Origin of the sequence: Pseudomonas sp. UC 17F4 (assembly GCF_900101695.1) — a bacterium.
Classification (GTDB): domain Bacteria; phylum Pseudomonadota; class Gammaproteobacteria; order Pseudomonadales; family Pseudomonadaceae; genus Aquipseudomonas.
Window position 1 is genome coordinate 2,472,700 of sequence record NZ_FNKV01000001.1, and the last position, 19,657, is coordinate 2,492,356.

General features: G+C 62.2%; 16 protein-coding genes. 10 read left to right on the plus strand and 6 right to left on the minus strand.

Going from position 1 to position 19,657, the window contains the following annotated elements:
• Positions 1-2: 2 nt before the first annotated feature.
• The 5 genes from BLR26_RS11525 to BLR26_RS11545 form a co-directional block, all read right to left on the minus strand.
• The gene (locus tag BLR26_RS11525) at positions 3-962 is read right to left on the minus strand and encodes an AAA family ATPase (protein ID WP_038994235.1); all 960 of its coding nucleotides are present in this window, start codon (positions 960-962) and stop codon (positions 3-5) included.
• A 202-nt stretch (positions 963-1,164) separates the two neighbouring features.
• Positions 1,165-2,493, minus strand: coding sequence for an MFS transporter (locus tag BLR26_RS11530; RefSeq protein ID WP_045195035.1), 1,329 nt, complete (start codon positions 2,491-2,493; stop codon positions 1,165-1,167).
• Positions 2,494-2,539: 46 nt separating this feature from the next.
• Complete coding sequence (gene lhgO / locus BLR26_RS11535) at positions 2,540-3,733, minus strand: L-2-hydroxyglutarate oxidase (RefSeq protein WP_093380679.1); 1,194 nt, start codon at positions 3,731-3,733, stop codon at positions 2,540-2,542.
• Between the two features lie 109 nt (positions 3,734-3,842).
• Positions 3,843-4,553 carry a FadR/GntR family transcriptional regulator gene (locus BLR26_RS11540; protein ID WP_045195031.1) on the minus strand — a complete coding sequence of 237 codons (711 nt, stop codon included), beginning with the start codon at positions 4,551-4,553 and terminating at the stop codon, positions 3,843-3,845.
• A gap of 74 nt (positions 4,554-4,627) precedes the next feature.
• On the minus strand, positions 4,628-4,981 hold the full coding sequence (locus BLR26_RS11545) for a hypothetical protein (RefSeq protein ID WP_045195029.1): 354 nt from the start codon (positions 4,979-4,981) through the stop codon (positions 4,628-4,630).
• A gap of 347 nt (positions 4,982-5,328) precedes the next feature.
• Here BLR26_RS11545 and BLR26_RS11550 point away from each other — a divergent pair, with 347 nt between their 5' ends.
• From BLR26_RS11550 to BLR26_RS11555, 3 genes are all read left to right on the plus strand, one after another.
• On the plus strand, positions 5,329-10,194 hold the full coding sequence (locus tag BLR26_RS11550; RefSeq protein WP_093380682.1) for an NAD-glutamate dehydrogenase: 4,866 nt from the start codon (positions 5,329-5,331) through the stop codon (positions 10,192-10,194).
• 186 nt (positions 10,195-10,380) lie between these two features.
• Positions 10,381-10,689 (plus strand): transposase, encoded by a 309-nt coding sequence (locus BLR26_RS27460; protein WP_256326695.1) that lies wholly within the window; start codon positions 10,381-10,383, stop codon positions 10,687-10,689.
• A gap of 8 nt (positions 10,690-10,697) precedes the next feature.
• Positions 10,698-11,528: an IS3 family transposase gene (locus tag BLR26_RS11555; RefSeq protein WP_256326767.1), complete on the plus strand. Its 831-nt coding sequence runs from the start codon at positions 10,698-10,700 to the stop codon at positions 11,526-11,528.
• 66 nt (positions 11,529-11,594) lie between these two features.
• Here BLR26_RS11555 and BLR26_RS11560 read toward each other — a convergent pair whose 3' ends face one another.
• A complete protein-coding gene (locus tag BLR26_RS11560) occupies positions 11,595-12,413 on the minus strand; it encodes a posphoenolpyruvate synthetase regulatory kinase/phosphorylase PpsR (protein WP_045195025.1) in 819 nt (272 codons plus the stop codon).
• Between the two features lie 176 nt (positions 12,414-12,589).
• Between BLR26_RS11560 and ppsA the strand changes: the two genes are divergently transcribed.
• The 7 genes from ppsA (at position 12,590) to sigX (ending at position 19,627) form a co-directional block, all read left to right on the plus strand.
• Positions 12,590-14,965: a phosphoenolpyruvate synthase gene (gene ppsA, locus BLR26_RS11565; protein WP_045195023.1), complete on the plus strand. Its 2,376-nt coding sequence runs from the start codon at positions 12,590-12,592 to the stop codon at positions 14,963-14,965.
• Between the two features lie 107 nt (positions 14,966-15,072).
• Complete coding sequence (locus BLR26_RS11570) at positions 15,073-16,062, plus strand: alpha/beta fold hydrolase (RefSeq protein WP_093380685.1); 990 nt, start codon at positions 15,073-15,075, stop codon at positions 16,060-16,062.
• A 196-nt stretch (positions 16,063-16,258) separates the two neighbouring features.
• Positions 16,259-16,747 (plus strand): ribonuclease E activity regulator RraA, encoded by a 489-nt coding sequence (gene rraA / locus BLR26_RS11575; RefSeq protein WP_038994247.1) that lies wholly within the window; start codon positions 16,259-16,261, stop codon positions 16,745-16,747.
• Between the two features lie 28 nt (positions 16,748-16,775).
• The gene (locus tag BLR26_RS11580) at positions 16,776-17,771 is read left to right on the plus strand and encodes a zinc transporter ZntB (RefSeq protein ID WP_045195019.1); all 996 of its coding nucleotides are present in this window, start codon (positions 16,776-16,778) and stop codon (positions 17,769-17,771) included.
• A gap of 93 nt (positions 17,772-17,864) precedes the next feature.
• Positions 17,865-18,119 (plus strand): CrfX protein, encoded by a 255-nt coding sequence (locus BLR26_RS11585; RefSeq protein ID WP_371128640.1) that lies wholly within the window; start codon positions 17,865-17,867, stop codon positions 18,117-18,119.
• A gap of 2 nt (positions 18,120-18,121) precedes the next feature.
• On the plus strand, positions 18,122-18,946 hold the full coding sequence (locus BLR26_RS11590; protein ID WP_038994250.1) for a mechanosensitive ion channel family protein: 825 nt from the start codon (positions 18,122-18,124) through the stop codon (positions 18,944-18,946).
• A gap of 114 nt (positions 18,947-19,060) precedes the next feature.
• Entirely contained in the window at positions 19,061-19,627 is a 567-nt protein-coding gene (sigX, locus tag BLR26_RS11595) for an RNA polymerase sigma factor SigX (RefSeq protein WP_036990388.1), read from the plus strand.
• Positions 19,628-19,657: the final 30 nt, after the last annotated feature.

The following is a 19,657-nucleotide window of genomic DNA, read 5'->3' on the forward strand; positions in this document are numbered from 1 at the left end:
GTTCAGGCGACGGCGACGACGTCGAGGATGCGCTGGATCACCCGGTCCTGGTCAATCCCGGCGGCCTCGGCCTCGAAGGAAAGAATGATGCGGTGGCGCAGTACGTCGAACAGCACCGCCTGGATGTCTTCAGGGCTGACGAAGTCGCGTCCGGCCAGCCAGGCATGAGCCCGCGCGCAGCGGTCGAGGGCAATCGAGCCGCGCGGGCTGGCGCCGTAGGCAATCCAGTCGGCCAGCTCCAGGTCGAACTTGGCCGGGGTGCGGGTGGCCATCACCAGTTGCACCAGGTATTCCTCTACCGCGTCGGCCATGTACAGGCCGAGGATTTCCTTGCGTGCGGCAAAGATCGCCTGCTGGCTGACCCGTCGTTCCGGCTTGGTCTCGCCGTTGAGCGCCTCGCCCCGGGCCTGCTGGAGGATGCGCCGTTCGACGGCGGCATCGGGAAAACCAATCTTGACGTGCATGAGGAAGCGGTCGAGCTGGGCTTCGGGCAGCGGGTAGGTGCCTTCCTGCTCGATCGGGTTCTGCGTGGCCATCACCAGGAACAGCGGCGACAGCTCGTAGGTACTGCGCCCGACACTGACCTGGCGTTCGGCCATGGCCTCGAGCAGCGCCGACTGAACCTTGGCCGGGGCGCGGTTGATTTCGTCGGCCAATACCAGGTTGTGGAAGATCGGCCCCTGCTGGAACACGAAGCTGCCGGTTTCCGGGCGATAGATCTCGGTGCCGGTGATGTCGGCCGGGAGCAGGTCGGGGGTGAACTGGATACGATGGAACTCGGCTTCGACGCCTTCGGCCAGTTCCTTGATGGCCTTGGTCTTGGCCAGGCCCGGGGCGCCTTCGACCAGCATGTGGCCGTCGGCGAGGAGCACGATGAGCAAGCGCTCGACGAGTTTTTCCTGGCCCAGGATCTGGGTTGAAAGAAAGGTGCGCAGCGCGATCAGCGCCTCACGGTGTTCCATCGTTGACGGTTCCTGGAAAAAAGCCAGGGCGTGCGGCGTAAAAGCGCCCGGGCGGGGGCTGATACTTTAATCCATCCGGGGGCTTGCGACTAACGGCAGCAGGGAAAATTGTTCAAATCGTGAAGTCGGGGCTGCTGTGCAGCCCATCGTCGGCAACGCCAACTCCCACAGGGATCGCGCTGACCCTGTGGGAGCCGGGGTGTCAGTTCTTGAAGCTGGAATGCTTGCGGCCCTGGTCGCACAGGGCAAACACCACCACGAACACCGCCGCCACCACCAGAATCAGCGCCACGCCGTCGGTGGAGTGGGTCGCCGAGTTGGCCACCAGCGCCAGGCCGCCCAGCGGTGCCAGGCCGCCGGCCACGGCGGTGCCGATCTCGCGCCCGGTGCCAAAGCCCGAAGAGCGGGTCTGGGTCGGGAACTGGCGGCTGAGGAACGAGCCCTGCGGGGCAAACATCATCGGTGCGAGGATGCCGGTACCGATGGCAATCGCCAGGTAGATCATCATCGGCTCGCCGGTGTTGAGCAGGCTCAGGAACGGGTAGGCGAACAGCACCGAGAACAGCCCGCCAAGCATTAGCACGGTCTTGCTGCTCCATTTGTCGCACAGCCAGCCGAAGAACGGCACGGCGATAATCGCCACCAGGCTGGCGATGGTCACCGACAGCGAGGTGACATGGGCTTCGACGCCTTTGTACTGGGTCAGGTAGGCCAGCGAGAAGGTCTTGAAGATGTAGCTCAGGGCGTTGTAGCCGATGGCCACGAAGAACACCACGGCCAGGCCTTTGAGGTCGTTGCGAAACAGCAGTTTGAGCGGCGATACCTGGTCCTTGGCCGGGGTTTTGTCGAGCTCTTTGAAGTCCGGGGTTTCCGGGATGCTTTTACGCACCCACAGGCCGACGCCGACCAGCACGATGCTGCAGATGAACGGGATGCGCCAGCCGCCGGCGAGCAGGAACTCGTTGCCGTTCATGGTCAGCAGGTAGACGGTCAGCGACGACAGCAGCAGGCCCAGGTTCAGGCCCAGCGCCGGCCAGGCGCCCTGGCTGCCGCGCTTGCCTTCGCTGGCGTGTTCATAAGAGGTCACCGCCGCGCCAGACAACTCTGCACCGGCACCCAGGCCCTGGATGATGCGTACCAGTACGAGGATGATCGGCGCCCAGATACCGATCGAGGCGTAGCTGGGGATCAGGCCGATCAGGGTAGTGCACACGCCCATCATGCAAAAGGTGATGACCAGTACCTGCTTGCGCCCGAAGCGGTCGCCCAGGTAGCCGAACAGTACGCCGCCGAAGGGGCGGGCGATAAAGCCGATGGCGAAGGTGGAGAACGCCAGCAGCGACGCCACCGCGGGGTTGCTCGGGTCGAAGAAGATCTTCGAGAAGACGATCGCCGCCATGGTCGCGTACAGGTAGAAGTCGTACCACTCCAGCATCGAGCCGAAGATGGTCGCGGCGGCGACCTTGCGCAGGCGTTTGCGTTTTTGTTCCGGGGTTTCGCTCGCGGCCGCAGCCGCCTCATGTACCGACATGTGGGGTGTTCCTTTTTTGTCTTTGTAGTTAGGTGTGCAGCAGGATTCAGCGGGCCTTGAAGATCCTTTCGGCGATCATCTGGCCGATCGGGATGGCCGAGGTGGCCGCCGGCGAGGGCGCGTTGCAGACGTGCACCATGCGCGGCGTCTCGGCGAACAGGAAGTCGTGCACCAGGGTGCCGTCGCGCATCACCGCCTGGGCGCGGATCCCGGCCTCATAGGGCAGCAGGTCTTCGACATTCAGCGACGGGCAGTATTTGCGGCATTGCTCCAGATAGCCGCCTTTGAACAGTGAGTTCTTCATCTCGGCGGTGCCGGAACCAAGGTGGTTCCAGATGGTTTTCCAGAACCCCGGAAAACGCGCGTATTCGGCAACGTCGCGCCAGTTCACCGAGAACTTGCGGTAGTTTTCCCGGCCCAGCCCCAGTACCGCGTTCGGCCCGACGGTAACGCTGCCGTCGATCATCCGCGTCAGGTGCACGCCAAGAAACGGCAGCTCCGGGTCGGGAATCGGGTAGATCAGGTGGTTGACGATGTCGTTCTTGGCCGCAGGCAGGCGGAAGTATTCGCCGCGGAAGGGGATGATCTGGTGGTCGATCTTGACCCCGGCCATGGTTGCCAGGCGGTCCGATTGCAGGCCGGCACAGGCCACCAGCTGGCGGGCGCTCCAGACCTTGTCGTCGCTGCTGATGGTGACCTTGTCGGCGGTTTCGACAATAGCGCGCACGGTGGTTTGCAGCTGCACTTCGCCGCCGAATCGCTGGATGACCCGGGCCATGGCTTCGCAGACCTGCTGGTAGTCGACAATGCCGGTGGCATCGAGGAACAGGCCGCCGAGGCCGACGATATTCGGCTCGCGGCGTTGCAGTTCCTTGGCATCCAGCTGTTCGACCTTCAGGCCGTTCTGCTGCGAGCGCTCGTACAGGGCGTGCATGCGCTCGACTTCCAGCGGCGTCGAGGCCACCAGCAACTTGCCGCAGACTTCGAACTTGATCTGGTGCTCGCTGCAGAACGCTTTGGTGGCCTGGGCGCCGCGCTTGCACAGGTCGGCCTTGAGGCTGCCCGGCGCGTAATAGATGCCTGCGTGAATCACGCCGCTGTTATGCCCGGTCTGGTGCTTGGCCAGGCTGCTTTCCTTTTCCAGGATCAGCAAGGAGGCGCCCGGTTGGCGTTCCAGCAGCGCCATGGCGGTGGCGAGGCCGACGATGCCGCCGCCGATGATGCAGTAGTCGTAGATCATGCAGGTGTCACCTTGGCTTGTTCTTGTCAGAGAGTCTGCTTATCAGGTTGTCAGACTAAGTAGGTCAAACAAAAGGGCGCCATGCCGCAGCGCCCGTTCTATAGGGTGTTCAGTCGATACTCGGCAGGTCCAGTTTCAGGCGTTTGGCCGAGGCCCGCAGGTGCGCTTCGGCGCAGGCTGCGGCGCCAAGCCGGTCGCCATCGGCGATGGCCTGGTACAGCGCCTGGTGCTCGCGATGGGCATCGGCCGAACCGCCGACCGAATGCGCCGCCGAGTTTTCCCAGGCGGTGCGACGGGCTGCGGCCAGCTGGCCACGCAGAAAATCATGGAAAGCGACGAAATAATCGTTCTTGCTGGCCTCGGCGATGGCCCGGTGGAACTCCACGTCAGCGGCGGCAGCTACGGCAAACTCGCTGCGCTTGTCGAGCATCTCCTGCAGGGCCTTGCCCATGCGCGCCAGGTCAGCGGCGTCGCGGCGCTGGGCGGCTACCGAGGCGGCCTGGGTCTCGATCCACAGGCGCACTTCGAACATCTGCACCAGGTCCGGGCTGCGGCCTTGCGCAGCAGGGAAGCGGAAGACCGTGCCGGTCGGGGTTTGCGAAATGTACGAACCCAGGCCGCGGCGGGCGATCAGCACCCCGTCCGCCTTGAGCTGGGCCACTGCCTCGCGTACCACCGAGCGGCTGACGTTCAATTGCTCGGCCAGTTGCTGTTCGGTGGGCAGGCGCGATTCGGCCGCCAGGCGACCGGAATCGATTTCGGCGCGGATGGCGCCGACAACCCGTTCGACCAGGGTGTCGGGGCGCTGAAGCTCAAGCATGAGGGTGGCTCATTAATCAGGTTGTCAGACAATGCCTTTTGCAGCGGTTCCTTGTCAAGAAACCGCGTGGGCGATTACAGCTCGCTGACGTAGGTGCCGGTGCCCTTGAGGATGTTCTGCAGGGTTTCTTCGACTTCGGCGAGGTCGGTGCCGTCGGCGGTAAGCAGGATTTCCAGAAAGTCGTCGCCATTGAGCGCATCGGTATCGCCCGCTGCCACTTCGATCATCAAGCGTTTGGCACTGAAGGTCACTTTGAGGCCGTCGAGGGTGCTTGGCTCGTCATCCAGGGTGATGTCCACCGTGTCTTCGTCCGGATAGCGCGTCATGAGGAACATCTGGCCCTTGTCGCTGTGGCAGCACAGGGTGGCCATGTTGTCTTCTTCATCATCGCAGGGGGTGGCGAAGAGCAGGGCGGTCTTGAATTGCATGAGCGGCTCGATCAATAAGTTGAAACACGATTCTGCCAGTGTTCGGCCTGTGGATAAACGTACGGTTGCACCTCAATGACCGAATATGTCGCAGCACCGCAAGCAGGGGCGGGCGGGCACTCGTTAAGCTGCGCTGTCGATGGACACCCGTAAAGACACAGCCGCGCTGGCAGTCGTTTTTGCAGATGCCCATCCGTGGAGCGGGAAGATGTGACTTGCGGGTCACCTTGAGCGCCTGTTTCTATGGTTTTACCGTCCTCCTGCTACGGGTTGGCTATCGTTGATCCGTAAACGGCGGACGCGCGCGACGCTTCACTCAATAATAAAGCCCAAGCGGAGTACCACAGATGGCGTTTTTCACCGCAGCCAGCAAAGCCGACTTCCAGCATCAACTGCAAGCGGCCCTGGCGCAGCACATCAGCGAACAGGCACTGCCACAAGTGGCGCTGTTCGCCGAGCAGTTCTTCGGCATCATCTCTCTGGACGAACTCACCCAGCGCCGTATGTCGGACCTGGCCGGTTGCACCCTCTCTGCCTGGCGCATCATCGAGCGTTTCGATCACTCCCAGCCTCAGGTTCGCGTCTACAACCCCGATTACGAGCGTCATGGCTGGCAGTCGACCCACACCGCGGTCGAAGTCCTGCACCATGACCTGCCGTTTCTGGTCGACTCGGTGCGCACCGAGCTCAACCGCCGCGGCTACAGCATCCATACCCTGCAGACCACCGTACTGAGTGTGCGTCGCGGGCCGAAAGGCGAGCTGCTGGAAATCCTGCCCAAGGGCACCCAGGGCGAAGGCGTGCTGCAAGAATCGCTGATGTACCTGGAAATCGACCGCTGCGCCAACACCGCCGAACTCAACCTGCTGACCCGCGAGCTTGAGCAGGTGCTGGCTGAAGTGCGTGTCGCCGTCGCCGATTTCGAGCCGATGAAAGCCAAGCTGCGCGAGGTCGTGGCGCTGGTTGAACAAACCGCCTACGCCCCGGCACAAAATGAAAAGGCCGAGGTCAAGGCGTTCCTCGAGTGGCTGTTGGGCAACCACTTCACCTTCCTCGGCTACGAAGAGTTCGTTGTCCATGGCGACGCCCAGGGCGGCCAGCTGCAATACGACGAGCAGTCGTTCCTCGGCCTGACCCGCATGCTGCGCGTCGGTCTCACCGCCGAAGACCTGCGCATCGAAGACTACGCCGTCAATTACCTGCAAGAGCCGCTGCTGCTGTCCTTCGCCAAGGCCGCGCACCCAAGCCGCGTGCACCGTCCGGCCTACCCGGACTACGTGTCGATCCGCCAGCTGGACGCCGACGGCAAGGTCATCAAGGAATGCCGCTTCATGGGCCTGTACACCTCCTCGGTGTATGGCGAGAGCGTGCGCGCGATCCCCTACATCCGTGGCAAGGTCGCCGAAGTCGAGCGCCGCTCGCACTTCGACCCCAAGGCCCACCTGGGCAAGGAGCTGGCGCAGGTCCTGGAAGTGCTGCCGCGCGACGACCTGTTCCAGACCCCGGTCGACGAGCTGTTCAGCACCGTCATGTCGATCGTGCAGATCCAGGAGCGCAACAAGATCCGCGTGTTCCTGCGCAAGGACCCGTACGGCCGCTTCTGCTACTGCCTGGCCTACGTGCCGCGTGATATCTACTCCACCGAAGTGCGGCAGAAGATCCAGCAGGTGCTGATGGAGCGCCTCAAGGCCAGCGACTGCGAGTTCTGGACCTTCTTCTCCGAGTCGGTACTGGCCCGCGTGCAGCTGATTCTGCGCGTCGACCCGAAAAACCGCATCGACATCGACCCGCAGCAACTGGAAAACGAAGTGATCCAGGCCTGCCGTTCGTGGCAGGACGACTACGCCAGCCTGACCGTCGAAAGCTTCGGCGAAGCCCAGGGCACCAACGTCCTGGCCGATTTCCCGAAAGGCTTCCCGGCCGGTTACCGCGAGCGTTTCGCCGCCCATTCGGCGGTGGTCGACATGCAGCACCTGCTGACCCTGTCCGAGCGCAAGCCGCTGGTCATGAGCTTCTACCAGCCGCTGACCCAGGCCGGCAAACAGCAGCTGCACTGCAAGCTGTACCACGCCGATACACCGCTGGCGCTTTCAGATGTGCTGCCGATCCTGGAAAACCTCGGCCTGCGCGTGCTCGGCGAGTTCCCCTACCGCCTGCGCCACGCCAATGGCCGCGAGTACTGGATTCATGACTTTGCCTTCACCGCCGCCGAAGGCCTGAACCTCGACATCCAGCAGCTCAACGACACCCTGCAGGATGCATTCGTGCACATCGTCAATGGCGATGCCGAGAACGACGCCTTCAACCGCCTGGTGCTGACCGCCGGCCTGCCATGGCGCGACGTGGCGCTGCTGCGTGCCTACGCCCGCTACCTCAAGCAGATCCGCCTGGGCTTCGACCTCGGTTACATCGCCAGCACCCTGAACAACCACACCGACATCGCCCGCGAGCTGACCCGGTTGTTCAAGACCCGCTTCTACCTGGCGCGCAAGCTCACCAGCGAAGACCTCGACGACAAGCAGCAGCGTCTGGAACAGGCGATCCTCACCGCCCTGGATGACGTCCAGGTGCTCAACGAAGACCGCATCCTGCGTCGCTACCTGGACCTGATCAAGGCCACCCTGCGCACCAACTTCTACCAGACCGATGCCCAGGGCCATAACAAGTCGTACTTCAGCTTCAAGTTCAACCCCAAGCTGATCCCCGAGCTGCCCAAGCCGGTGCCGAAGTTCGAGATCTTCGTCTACTCGCCACGGGTCGAGGGTGTGCACCTGCGCTTTGGCAACGTCGCCCGCGGCGGCCTGCGCTGGTCGGACCGTGAAGAAGACTTCCGCACCGAAGTGCTGGGCCTGGTAAAAGCCCAGCAGGTGAAGAACTCGGTGATCGTGCCGGTCGGCGCCAAGGGCGGTTTCCTGCCGCGTCGCCTGCCGCTGGGCGGCAGCCGCGACGATATCCAGGCCGAAGGCATCGCCTGCTACCGGATCTTCATTTCCGGCCTGCTGGACATCACCGACAACCTCAAGGACGGCGCCCTGGTGCCGCCGGCCAACGTCGTCCGGCATGACGACGATGACCCGTACCTGGTGGTGGCTGCCGACAAAGGCACCGCGACCTTCTCCGATATCGCCAACGGCATTGCCATCGACTACGGCTTCTGGCTCGGCGATGCGTTCGCCTCCGGTGGCTCGGCCGGTTACGACCACAAGAAAATGGGCATTACCGCCCGTGGCGCCTGGGTTGGCGTGCAGCGTCACTTCCGCGAGCGCGGCATCAACGTCCAGGAAGACCCGATCACCGTGGTCGGCGTCGGCGACATGGCCGGTGACGTGTTCGGCAACGGCCTGCTGATGTCCGACAAGCTGCAACTGGTGGCGGCGTTCAACCACCTGCACATCTTCATCGACCCGAACCCGGAGCCGGCCAGCAGCTTCGCCGAGCGCCAGCGCCTGTTCGACCTGCCGCGTTCGGCCTGGAGCGACTACGACACCAGCATCATGTCCGAAGGTGGCGGGATCTTCCCGCGCAGTGCGAAAAGCATCGCGATCACCGCGCAGATGAAAGAGCGCTTCGCCATCGAAGCCGACAAGCTGACCCCGACCGAGCTGCTCAACGCACTGCTCAAGGCGCCGGTCGACCTGCTGTGGAACGGCGGTATCGGCACCTACGTCAAGTCCAGTGAGGAAAGCCACGCTGACGTCGGCGACAAGGCCAACGACGCCCTGCGCGTGGACGGCAACGAGCTGCGCTGCAAGGTGGTGGGCGAGGGCGGCAACCTCGGCATGACCCAGCTGGGCCGGGTCGAGTTCGGCTTGAACGGCGGCGCCACCAACACCGACTTCATCGACAACGCCGGTGGCGTGGACTGCTCCGACCACGAGGTCAACATCAAGATCCTGCTCAACGAAGTGGTGCAGGCTGGCGACATGACCGAGAAGCAGCGCAACCAGCTGCTGGGCAGCATGACCGACGAAGTGGCCGGCCTGGTGCTGGGCAACAACTACAAGCAGACCCAGGCGTTGTCGCTGGCTGCGCGTCGGGCCAAGGAGCGCATCGCTGAATACAAGCGCCTGATGGCCGACCTTGAAGGCCGTGGCAAGCTGGACCGCGCCATCGAGTTCCTGCCGACCGAAGAGCAACTGGCCGAGCGCCTGGCCGCCGGCCAGGGCCTGACCCGTGCCGAGCTGTCGGTGCTGATCTCGTACAGCAAGATCGACCTCAAGGAGCAGCTGCTCAAGTCGCTGGTGCCGGACGATGACTACCTGACCCGCGACATGGAAACCGCGTTCCCGCCGTCGCTGGTGAGCAAGTTCGCCGAGGCCATGCGCCGCCATCGCCTGAAACGCGAGATCGTCAGCACCCAGATCGCCAACGATCTGGTCAACAACATGGGCATCACCTTCGTTCAGCGCCTGAAAGAGTCCACCGGCATGAGCCCGGCGAACGTCGCTGGCGCCTACGTGATCGTGCGCGACATCTTCCACCTGCCGCACTGGTTCCGTCAGATCGAGGCGCTGGACTACCAGGTCCCGGCTGAAATCCAGTTGACCCTGATGGACGAGCTGATGCGTCTGGGCCGCCGTGCGACCCGCTGGTTCCTGCGCAGCCGTCGCAACGAGCAGGATGCCGGGCGTGACGTGGCGCACTTCGGGCCGAAGATCGCTGCTTTGGGGCTCAAGCTTGACGAACTGCTGGAAGGGCCGACCCGCGAGCGCTGGATGACCCGTTACCAGGGCTTTGTCGAAGCCGGCGTGCCGGAGCTGCTGGCACGCATGGTGGCCGGCACTACGCACCTGTACACCCTGTTGCCGATCATCGAGGCTTCCGACGTCACCGGCCAGGACCCGGCCGAAGTGGCCAAGGCCTTCTTCGCCGTTGGCAGCGCCCTGGACCTGACCTGGTACCTGCAGGAAATCAGCAACCTGCCGGTGGAAAACAACTGGCAGGCCCTGGCCCGTGAAGCCTTCCGCGATGATATCGACCTGCAGCAACGGGCGATCACCATCTCGGTGCTGCAGATGATCGACGCACCCGAGGACATGGACGCCCGCGTGGCCCTGTGGCTGGATCAGCACCGGGTCATGGTCGAGCGCTGGCGCGCCATGCTCGACGAGCTGCGTGCCGCTACCGGCACCGACTACGCCATGTACGCGGTGGCCAACCGCGAACTGGTGGACCTGGCCCTGAGTGGCCAGGCGATGGTGGTGCCGTCCTGAGCGTGAGCTGAAATGAAAAAGCCCCGGCATTGCCGGGGCTTTTTTTGTGCCTGTCCCGGCCTCATCGCGGGTCAAGCCCGCTCCCACAGGGTGGATCGTGCTGTACCTGTGGGAGCGGGCTTGAACTGGCCTAATGATCCCGGACACCTCTTAAGGGCGATATGATTCGCCCAACCAGGAGGTTCCATGCAAGAACGAAAGACTTATACCCGCGAGTTCAAGCAACGTGCTGCAAGCATGGTTCTTGACGACAACTGCTCGGTTCCCGACGTCTGCGCATCAATGGACGTCGGCCCCACAGCTCTGCGCCGCTGGGTAGACCAGGTTCGTAAAGAGCGTCAGAAAGGGCAACCAGTGCCAGGCACCAAGGCAATTAGCGATGAGCAGCGGGAGCTCCAGCAGTTACGCGCCAAGATCAAGCGTTTAGAGACCGAGGCCGAAATCCTAAAAAAGGCTACCGCTCTCTTGATGTCGGATCCCGATCGTTTTTCCTGATCGAGGAGCTGAGAGAGTCAGGCTCGTATCCGACCAGCCAGCTTTGCAGCGCTCTGGGCGTTTCCCGCAGTGCGTTTTATGACTGGCTTGATCGCCGCTCGGTACCCAATACCGAGCGTGATGTGCTCAGGGCAAAGGTCGTGCAACTACATGCTGAAAGCAGGGGAAGTGCCGGTGCGAGAATGATTTCTCAGTATTTGAAGGCCCAGCAGCTAAAGGTTGGAAGGTATCTAGCTGGAAGACTTATGGCGGAGGCGAACCTGACCAGCAGGCAGCGCCGTCGCCACCAGTATCGCTCCAGAGGTGTAGAGGCATTTGTGGCCAAGAATGTCCTTGAACGTAACTTCCAGCCCACGGCAACCAATCAGGTGTGGTGCGGTGACGTAACCAGCCTGATGATTGGGAAGCGCTGGTATCACTTGGCCGTGGTCATTGACCTGTTCGCCCGTCGGGTCATTGGCTGGGCATTTTCTCTGATCAATGATGCCCATCTGGTCAGCAAGGCCTTGGGCATGGCGGTAGAAGTACGAGGCAAATATGCGGGCTTGATGTTTCATTCGGATCAAGGCTGCCAATACACCAGCCAACGCTTCCAATCCGAACTGCTTGAGCATGGCATAACCCAAAGCATGAGCCGCAGAGGCCAATGCTGGGACAACGCACCAACGGAGCGCTTATTTGGCACGCTCAAATCAGAATGGGTGCCCGCCAAGGGCTATGCAACGATCGAAGAAGCCAGACAGGATATGACCAGCTTCTTCTTGCGCTACAACCAAATCAGGCTCCATAGCTACAACAACTATCTGTCGCCAATAGCAATGGAGCGGTTGGCAGCTTGATCACCGTAATCGGTGTCCGGTAAAACTTGACCAGAACAGCTTGACCCGCGATGAGGCCGGTGAATTTTATTTGAACCTTCGCTCTACACCTTTCTCGACCAGAATCTTCGCCGCAATCTCTTCCACGGAGAAATGCGTGGAGTTGATGTGCGCAATGTTCTCGCGGCGGAACAGGTTCTCCACTTCACGTACCTCGAACTCGCACTGGGCAAAGCTTGCGTAGCGGCTGTTGGGCTTGCGCTCGTGGCGGATGGCGGTCAGGCGGTCGGGGTCGATGGTCAGGCCGAACAGCTTGTGCTGGTGGTTTTTCAGGGCCTGGGGCAGTTGCAGGCGCTCCATGTCATCTTCGGTCAGCGGGTAGTTGGCCGCGCGGATGCCGAATTGCATGGCCATGTACAGGCAGGTCGGGGTCTTGCCGCAACGCGACACGCCTACCAGGATCAAGTCGGCCTTGTCGTAGTAGTGGGTGCGCGCGCCGTCGTCGTTGTCGAGAGCGAAGTTGACCGCCTCGATGCGTTCCATATAGTTGGAATTGCCGCCGATCGAGTGGGATTTGCCCACCGAATAGGACGAATGGGCGGTCAGTTCCTGTTCCAGCGGGGCCAGGAAGGTCGAGAAGATGTCGATCATGAAGCCGTTGGAGGTGGCGAGGACCTCGCGTATATCCTGGTTGACGATGGTGTCGAAGATGATCGGACGGACACCGTCTTTCTCAGCGGCGCTATTGATTTGTTGTACCATCACCCGCGCTTTTTCTACGCTGTCGATGTACGGACGCGTGAATTTATTGAACGGAATGGTATCGAACTGCGCTAGAAGACTCTGTCCCAGCGTCTCGGCGGTAATGCCGGTGCCATCGGAGATAAAGAAAGCAGATCGTTTCATTTGCGCCTTGGGCCTTAAGCTGGTGACGAATCTTGGATATGATAGGTTCGGTTTACCGAACACTGCGTTCGGCATTCTCACTTATTTTCCAGGTCCAGGCCACAAGCGCCCGGCCAAGCCAGAGCTGGCAGGCGGGCGACCTGAGCTTTTCCAACACAGTTAGTGGAGAGATCACCTTGGTAGAGTACGTAGTTTCCCTCGATAAGCTCGGCGTCCATGATGTAGAGCATGTGGGGGGCAAGAACGCATCCCTCGGCGAGATGATCAGTAACCTCGCGGGCGCCGGTGTCTCGGTCCCCGGCGGCTTTGCCACTACGGCTCAGGCGTATCGTGACTTTCTCGAGCAGAGCGGCCTGAACGCCCAGATCCACGCTGCCCTCGACGCGCTGGACGTTGACGACGTCAACGCCCTGGCCAAGACCGGTGCGCAGATCCGCCAGTGGATCATGGAGGCCGAGTTCCCCGAGCGCCTGAACGCCGAAATCCGCACTGCCTTCGCCGAAATGTCCCAGGGCAACCCGAACATGGCCGTGGCCGTGCGCTCCTCGGCCACTGCCGAAGACCTGCCGGACGCCTCGTTCGCCGGCCAGCAGGAAACCTTCCTGAACATCCGCGGCGTCGACAACGTCATCCGCGCCGCCAAGGAAGTGTTCGCCTCGCTGTTCAACGACCGTGCCATTTCCTACCGCGTGCACCAGGGCTTCGACCACAAGCTGGTGGCCCTGTCGGCCGGCGTGCAGCGCATGGTCCGCTCGGAAACCGGCACTGCCGGCGTAATGTTCACCCTCGACACCGAGTCGGGCTTTCGTGACGTGGTGTTCATCACCGGCGCCTACGGCCTGGGTGAAACCGTCGTTCAGGGTGCAGTCAACCCCGACGAATTCTACGTGCACAAAGGCACCCTGGAAGCCGGCCGCCCGGCGATCCTGCGCCGCAACCTGGGCAGCAAGGCGATCAAGATGGTCTATGGCGAAGAAGCCAAGGCCGGTCGTTCGGTCAAGACCGTCGATGTCGACAAGGCCGACCGCACCCGTTTCTGCCTGAGCGACGCCGAAGTCAGCGAGCTGGCCAAGCAGGCGATGATCATCGAGAAGCACTACAAGTGCCCGATGGACATCGAATGGGCCAAGGACGGTGACGACGGCAAGCTGTACATCGTTCAGGCCCGCCCTGAAACCGTGAAAAGCCGCGCCCAGGCCAACGTCATGGAGCGTTACCTGCTCAAAGAGACCGGCACCGTGCTGGTCGAAGGCCGCGCCATCGGCCAGCGCATCGGCGCCGGCAAGGTGCGGATCATCAAGGACGTCTCGGAGATGGACAAGGTCCAGCCCGGCGACGTACTGGTTTCGGACATGACCGACCCGGACTGGGAGCCGGTGATGAAGCGCGCCAGCGCCATCGTCACCAACCGTGGCGGGCGTACCTGCCACGCGGCGATCATTGCCCGTGAACTGGGTATTCCGGCGGTGGTTGGTTGCGGCAACGCCACCCAGCTGCTCAAGGATGGCCAGGGCGTGACCGTGTCGTGCGCCGAAGGCGATACCGGTTTCATCTTCGAAGGTGAGCTGGGCTTTGACGTGCGCAAGAACTCCGTCGACGCCATGCCGGAGCTGCCGTTCAAGATCATGATGAACGTCGGCAACCCGGACCGCGCCTTTGATTTTGCCCAGCTGCCCAACGCCGGTGTCGGCCTGGCGCGCCTGGAATTCATCATCAACCGCATGATCGGCGTGCACCCCAAGGCGCTGCTCAACTACGCAGGCCTGCCTGCCGAGCTCAAAGAGAGCGTCGACAAGCGTATTGCCGGCTACAACGACCCGGTCGGCTTCTACGTCGAGAAACTGGTCGAGGGCATCAGCACCCTGGCGGCGGCGTTCTGGCCGAAGAAGGTCATCGTGCGCCTGTCGGACTTCAAGTCCAACGAATACGCCAACCTGATCGGCGGCAAGCTCTACGAGCCGGAAGAAGAAAACCCGATGCTGGGTTTCCGCGGTGCTTCGCGCTACATCAGCGAAACCTTCCGTGACTGCTTCGAGCTCGAATGCCGCGCCCTCAAGCGCGTGCGCAACGAGATGGGCCTGACCAACGTCGAGATCATGGTGCCGTTCGTGCGCACCCTGGGCGAGGCCAGCCAGGTTGTCGACCTGCTCGCCGAAAACGGCCTGGCCCGAGGTGACAACGGCCTGCGCGTGATCATGATGTGCGAACTGCCGTCCAACGCCATCCTCGCCGAAGAGTTCCTCGAGTATTTCGATGGTTTCTCCATCGGCTCCAACGACCTGACTCAGCTGACCCTGGGCCTGGACCGCGACTCGGGGATCATTGCGCACCTGTTCGACGAGCGTAACCCTGCCGTCAAGAAGCTGCTGGCCAATGCCATCCAGGCCTGTAACAAGGCTGGCAAGTACATCGGCATCTGCGGCCAGGGCCCATCCGACCACCCGGACCTGGCCAAATGGCTGATGGAGCAGGGCATCGAAAGCGTCTCGCTGAACCCGGACTCGGTCCTCGAGACCTGGTTCTTCCTGGCTGAAGGCCAGGCCGCGAACTGATGCGCTGAACCGGAGCCTTCACCTGGCGGTTACGCCGGTGAGGGTTCCGACCGTATTCCAGGGCGTGTTCCAGTGATGGATCTCGCCCTTTTTTGTGCAAGAACCCTATGCAAAGCAGCAGTACCCTTTTTCCCGTGGCCTTGCTCAGTGCCGAGCGCCGTGGCGACCTGAGCGAGGACGTGTACCGGATCAAAGCCGGTAACAGCCCGGATCGCAGCGTCGAGCTGGCGCTCACCCGCCTGGGCATGGCCGATCAAGCCGAGGTGCGTGGCACCCCGGTCATTCTGCTGCACGGCAGCTTTTCCAACCGGCGCTTCTGGTATTCGCCCCGGGGCATTGGCCTGGGCGCCTACCTGGCGCGCGCCGGTTTCGATGTGTGGATCCCGGAGATGCGTGGCCACGGCCTGTCGCCGCGCAACCATGGCTATCGCAACAACCGCGTGGCTGACTATGCCCGTTACGACCTGCCGGTAATTGCCGCGTTCGTCTGCGAGCAGGCCGGCAGGCCTGCGCACTGGATCGGTCACTCGCTGGGCGGTACCACCCTGGCGGCGGCCCTCGGTGGCCAGTACCTGGGCGCCGAGCAGGTGGCCAGCGTGGCGTTCTTCGGTACCCAGGTCAGCCGAACCTACTGGCCACTGAAGCTGCCGCCGGTGGAGTGGGGCGGGCGCCTGTTGCTCAAGCGCTTTGCGCAGATTTCCGGCTCGCGGCTCAAGCGCGGCCCGGAAGACGAGCCGATTGGCCTGGCGCTGGAAAGCATGCGCTGGTTCGGTCTGTTTGGCCGCTTTGGCGACAAGGATCGCGACTGGTGGGCGGGGCTGGCCGAAGTTGATGTGCCAGTGCTGGCGGTGGCCGGCGCGGGTGATCACCAGGACCCGGTGTGGGCCTGTCGCAAGCTGTTCGAGCAACTGGGCAGCGAGCACAAGCAGTTTGTCCGCCTGGGCCGTGAGGAGGGCTTCGACAACTTTGGTCATGTCGACATGCTGGTCAGCAAGCCGGCGCAGGCGCAGGTCTGGCCGTTGGTCGAGCGTTGGTTGCAGGATCCGCTGGCGGCGTTGCTGCCGGAGGCGGCGCAGGCCGTTTCGCCGGCGAGCTGATGCCGTTAAGATATGACGATTGTGAAGGTTTTGGTCATTTTTGGGTTTTTCAGCGAACATCTGTTCGCTGACTCCTTGCCCAAGGTGACCGCAACGGCAGTGACGTGTAGCCTTGGGCCTAAAGCCGCATCGCCGGGCCTCGTTCACTGAGTGAAACTGCGACATTCATCGTCTCGATAATCGACAGGAGTTTCCCATGCATTACATCACCCCCGATCTGTGCGACGCCTACCCGGAACTGGTGCAGGTGCTGGAGCCGATGTTCAGCAACTTCGGCGGCCGCGACTCCTTCGGGGGTGAGATCGTCACCATCAAGTGCTTCGAGGACAACTCGCGGGTAAAAGAGCAGGTCGAGCTCGATGGCACCGGCAAGGTCCTGGTGGTCGATGGCGGTGGTTCGCTGCGCCATGCCCTGCTCGGCGACATGCTCGCCGAAAAGGCGGCGAAGAATCACTGGCAAGGCCTGGTGATCTACGGATGCGTGCGTGATGTCGATGTCCTGGCGCAGACCGACGTCGGCGTCCAGGCCCTGGCCAGCCACCCGCTCAAATCGGTACGCCGCGGTGTTGGCGAACTCAACATCCCCGTGACCTTTGCCGGCGTGACCTTCCGTCCGGGCGAATACATCTACGCCGACAACAATGGCGTGATCGTCTCGCCAAGCCCGTTGAAAATGCCTGAGTAAAGCTCTGAAACCGGTCAGTGGGGTAGGGATGTTCGAGGAAGAAAACGCGCAATGGGGGCTGGTGCATGCCCTGGTGCTGGATGGAAAAGGCGGTGCCCGTGCGATCGCCCGAACTGAACTGGACGCCCTTGCGTTGCAGCCCCAGGAAAGCCTGTGGCTGCACTGGGACCGCAGCCACCCGCAGACCCGCACCTGGTTGCGCCACGACAGCGGCCTGAACGAGTTTGCCTGCGACCTGTTGCTGGAAGAAAACACCCGTCCACGCCTGCTGCCCCTGCCGGATGCGCAGATGCTGCTGTTTTTGCGCGGGGTCAACTTAAACCCCGGCGCTGAACCCGAAGACATGGTCTCGGTGCGCATCTTCGCCGAGGCCCAGCGGGTGATCTCGCTGCGCCTGCGGCCGTTGCGCGCCAGTGACGAGCTGCTCCAGCAACTGGCCGAAAATCGTGGGCCGAAGACCGCCTCCGAGCTGCTGCTGAGCATGGCCCAACTGCTGACCGAAAAGGTCCAGGCGCTGATCAGCGACCTCTCGGAAGTGGTTGACGGCGAAGAAGAGCAGCTTGAAGCCGACAAGCGCTATGCCCCGGACCAGGGCAGCCTGCAGCAGATCCGCCGGCGTGCGGCGGGGCTGCGGCGCTTTCTCAACCCGCAGCGGGAAATCTACGCACAACTGGCGCGCAACAAGTGGAGCTGGTTCGCCGCCGACGATGCCGACTACTGGAACGAGCTCAACAACAGCCTGACCCGCTACCTCGAAGAGCTGGATCTCACCCGTGAGCGCGCCGCCCTGGTGCTCGAGAGCGAGGACCGGCGCCGCAGCGAGCGGATGAACCGGACCATGTACCGCTTCGGTATCATCACCTGCATCTTCCTGCCCATGAGTTTCGTCACCGGGCTTCTGGGCATCAACGTCGGCGGCATTCCCGGCTCCGACAGCCCCTACGGCTTTCTGTTCGCCAGCCTGCTGGTACTGGCCCTGGCGTTGGGGCAATGGTGGCTGTTCCGCCGCCTGCGCTGGGTGTGAAGATGAAATCTGTGAACATGCAGTCACAAACTGCCTGGGCGGTTCATGTGACCCGTTGTCTGGCGACCTCGTCTTTGACAGATATTGCGCGAGGTGCCTATGCACGATCCGTTTGAAGAATCCCTGCGAGACCTGCTCAAGGCATCGCCGTCCGGTCAGGACCGCGACGACGACGCCTGCCTGGGCCGGGTCCTGAAAACCGCCAACCGCCAGGTTGGCGCGGGCGATCTGTTCAGCCTGCTGGGCCGCTGGAGCCAGGCGCTGATGATTGCCGTGAACAATGGCTCGGCGCATGTCGCGCCGGTGCGCCGTAACGCTACCGCCCGTAAAGCTGATAAGGCCGATTGAATATGGAACTTGATCTCTGGACCCAGAGCCTGGTCACCGCGATGACAGCGCTGTGGACCAAAGTGGCGAACTTCATCCCCAACCTGTTCGGCGCCCTGGTTGTGGTGCTGCTCGGTTTCGTCGTGGCCAAGCTGCTCGACACCCTGTTGTCGAAATTGCTGGCCAAGCTCGGCCTGGATCGCCTGATGGGCGGCACCGGCCTGACCAAGATGCTCAGCCGGGTCGGCATCCAGGTGCCGATCTCGACCCTGATCGGCAAGATCGTCTACTGGTTCGTGCTGCTGATTTTCCTGGTTTCGGCCGCTGAATCCCTGGGCCTTGAGCGCGTCTCGGCGACCCTCGACATGCTCGCCCTGTACCTGCCGAAGGTGTTCGGTGCGGCGCTGGTACTGCTGGCCGGTGTGTTGCTGGCGCAACTGGTCAACGGCCTGGTACGCGGCGCCGCCGAAGGCATCGGCCTGGAATATGCCGCAGGCGTCGGGCGCATCGCCCAGGGCCTGGTGATTATCATCAGTATCTCGGTGGCAATCAGCCAGCTTGAGGTCAAGACCGACCTGCTCAACCATGTGATCGTCATCGGTTTGATTACCGTTGGTCTGGCCGTAGCGCTGGCCATGGGCCTGGGCAGCCGGGAAATCGCCGGGCAGATCCTGGCCGGAATTTACGTGCGTGAACTGTATCAAGTGGGCCAACAAGTGCGGATTGGCGAGGTCGAAGGGCAGATCGAAGAGATCGGCACGGTCAAGACGACCCTGCTGACCGATGATGGCGAACTAGTGTCGTTGTCCAACCGGATTCTGCTTGAGCAGCGAGTCAATAGCCGCTAACCGGGCAAATCCTGCTAATGTATGCCGCCGCAAAAATGCCCCAGGCAGGGGTATGCGGCGACATTGACCTGACTGTCGGCCAGATCCGTTTTGAATAAAGTTCACTCGCTGCCCATGCGTTACGACCCCCGCGAGCTCACTGATGAGGAGTTGGTGGCGCGTTCGCATGAGGAGCTGTTTCATGTTACTCGCGCGTATGAGGAGCTCATGCGCCGCTACCAACGGACCCTTTTTAACGTCTGTGCACGTTATTTAGGGAACGATCGGGATGCTGACGATGTCTGTCAGGAGGTGATGCTCAAGGTGCTCTATGGGCTGAAGAACTTCGAGGGCAAATCGAAGTTCAAGACATGGCTCTACAGCATCACCTACAACGAATGCATCACCCAGTACCGCAAGGAGCGGCGCAAACGTCGACTGATGGATGCCTTGAGTCTTGATCCACTCGAGGAGGCCTCGGAAGAGAAGGCGCCAAAACCGGAAGAGAAAGGCGGGCTGGACAAATGGCTAGTGCATGTCAATCCGATTGACCGCGAGATTCTGGTGCTTCGATTTGTCGCAGAACTGGAATTTCAGGAAATCGCCGATATCATGCACATGGGCCTGAGCGCAACGAAAATGCGGTACAAGCGTGCGCTTGACAAGCTACGTGAGAAATTTGCGGGCCTTGCTGAAACTTAGTAGCGCGCAAATATCTCTAACGTACCGGCA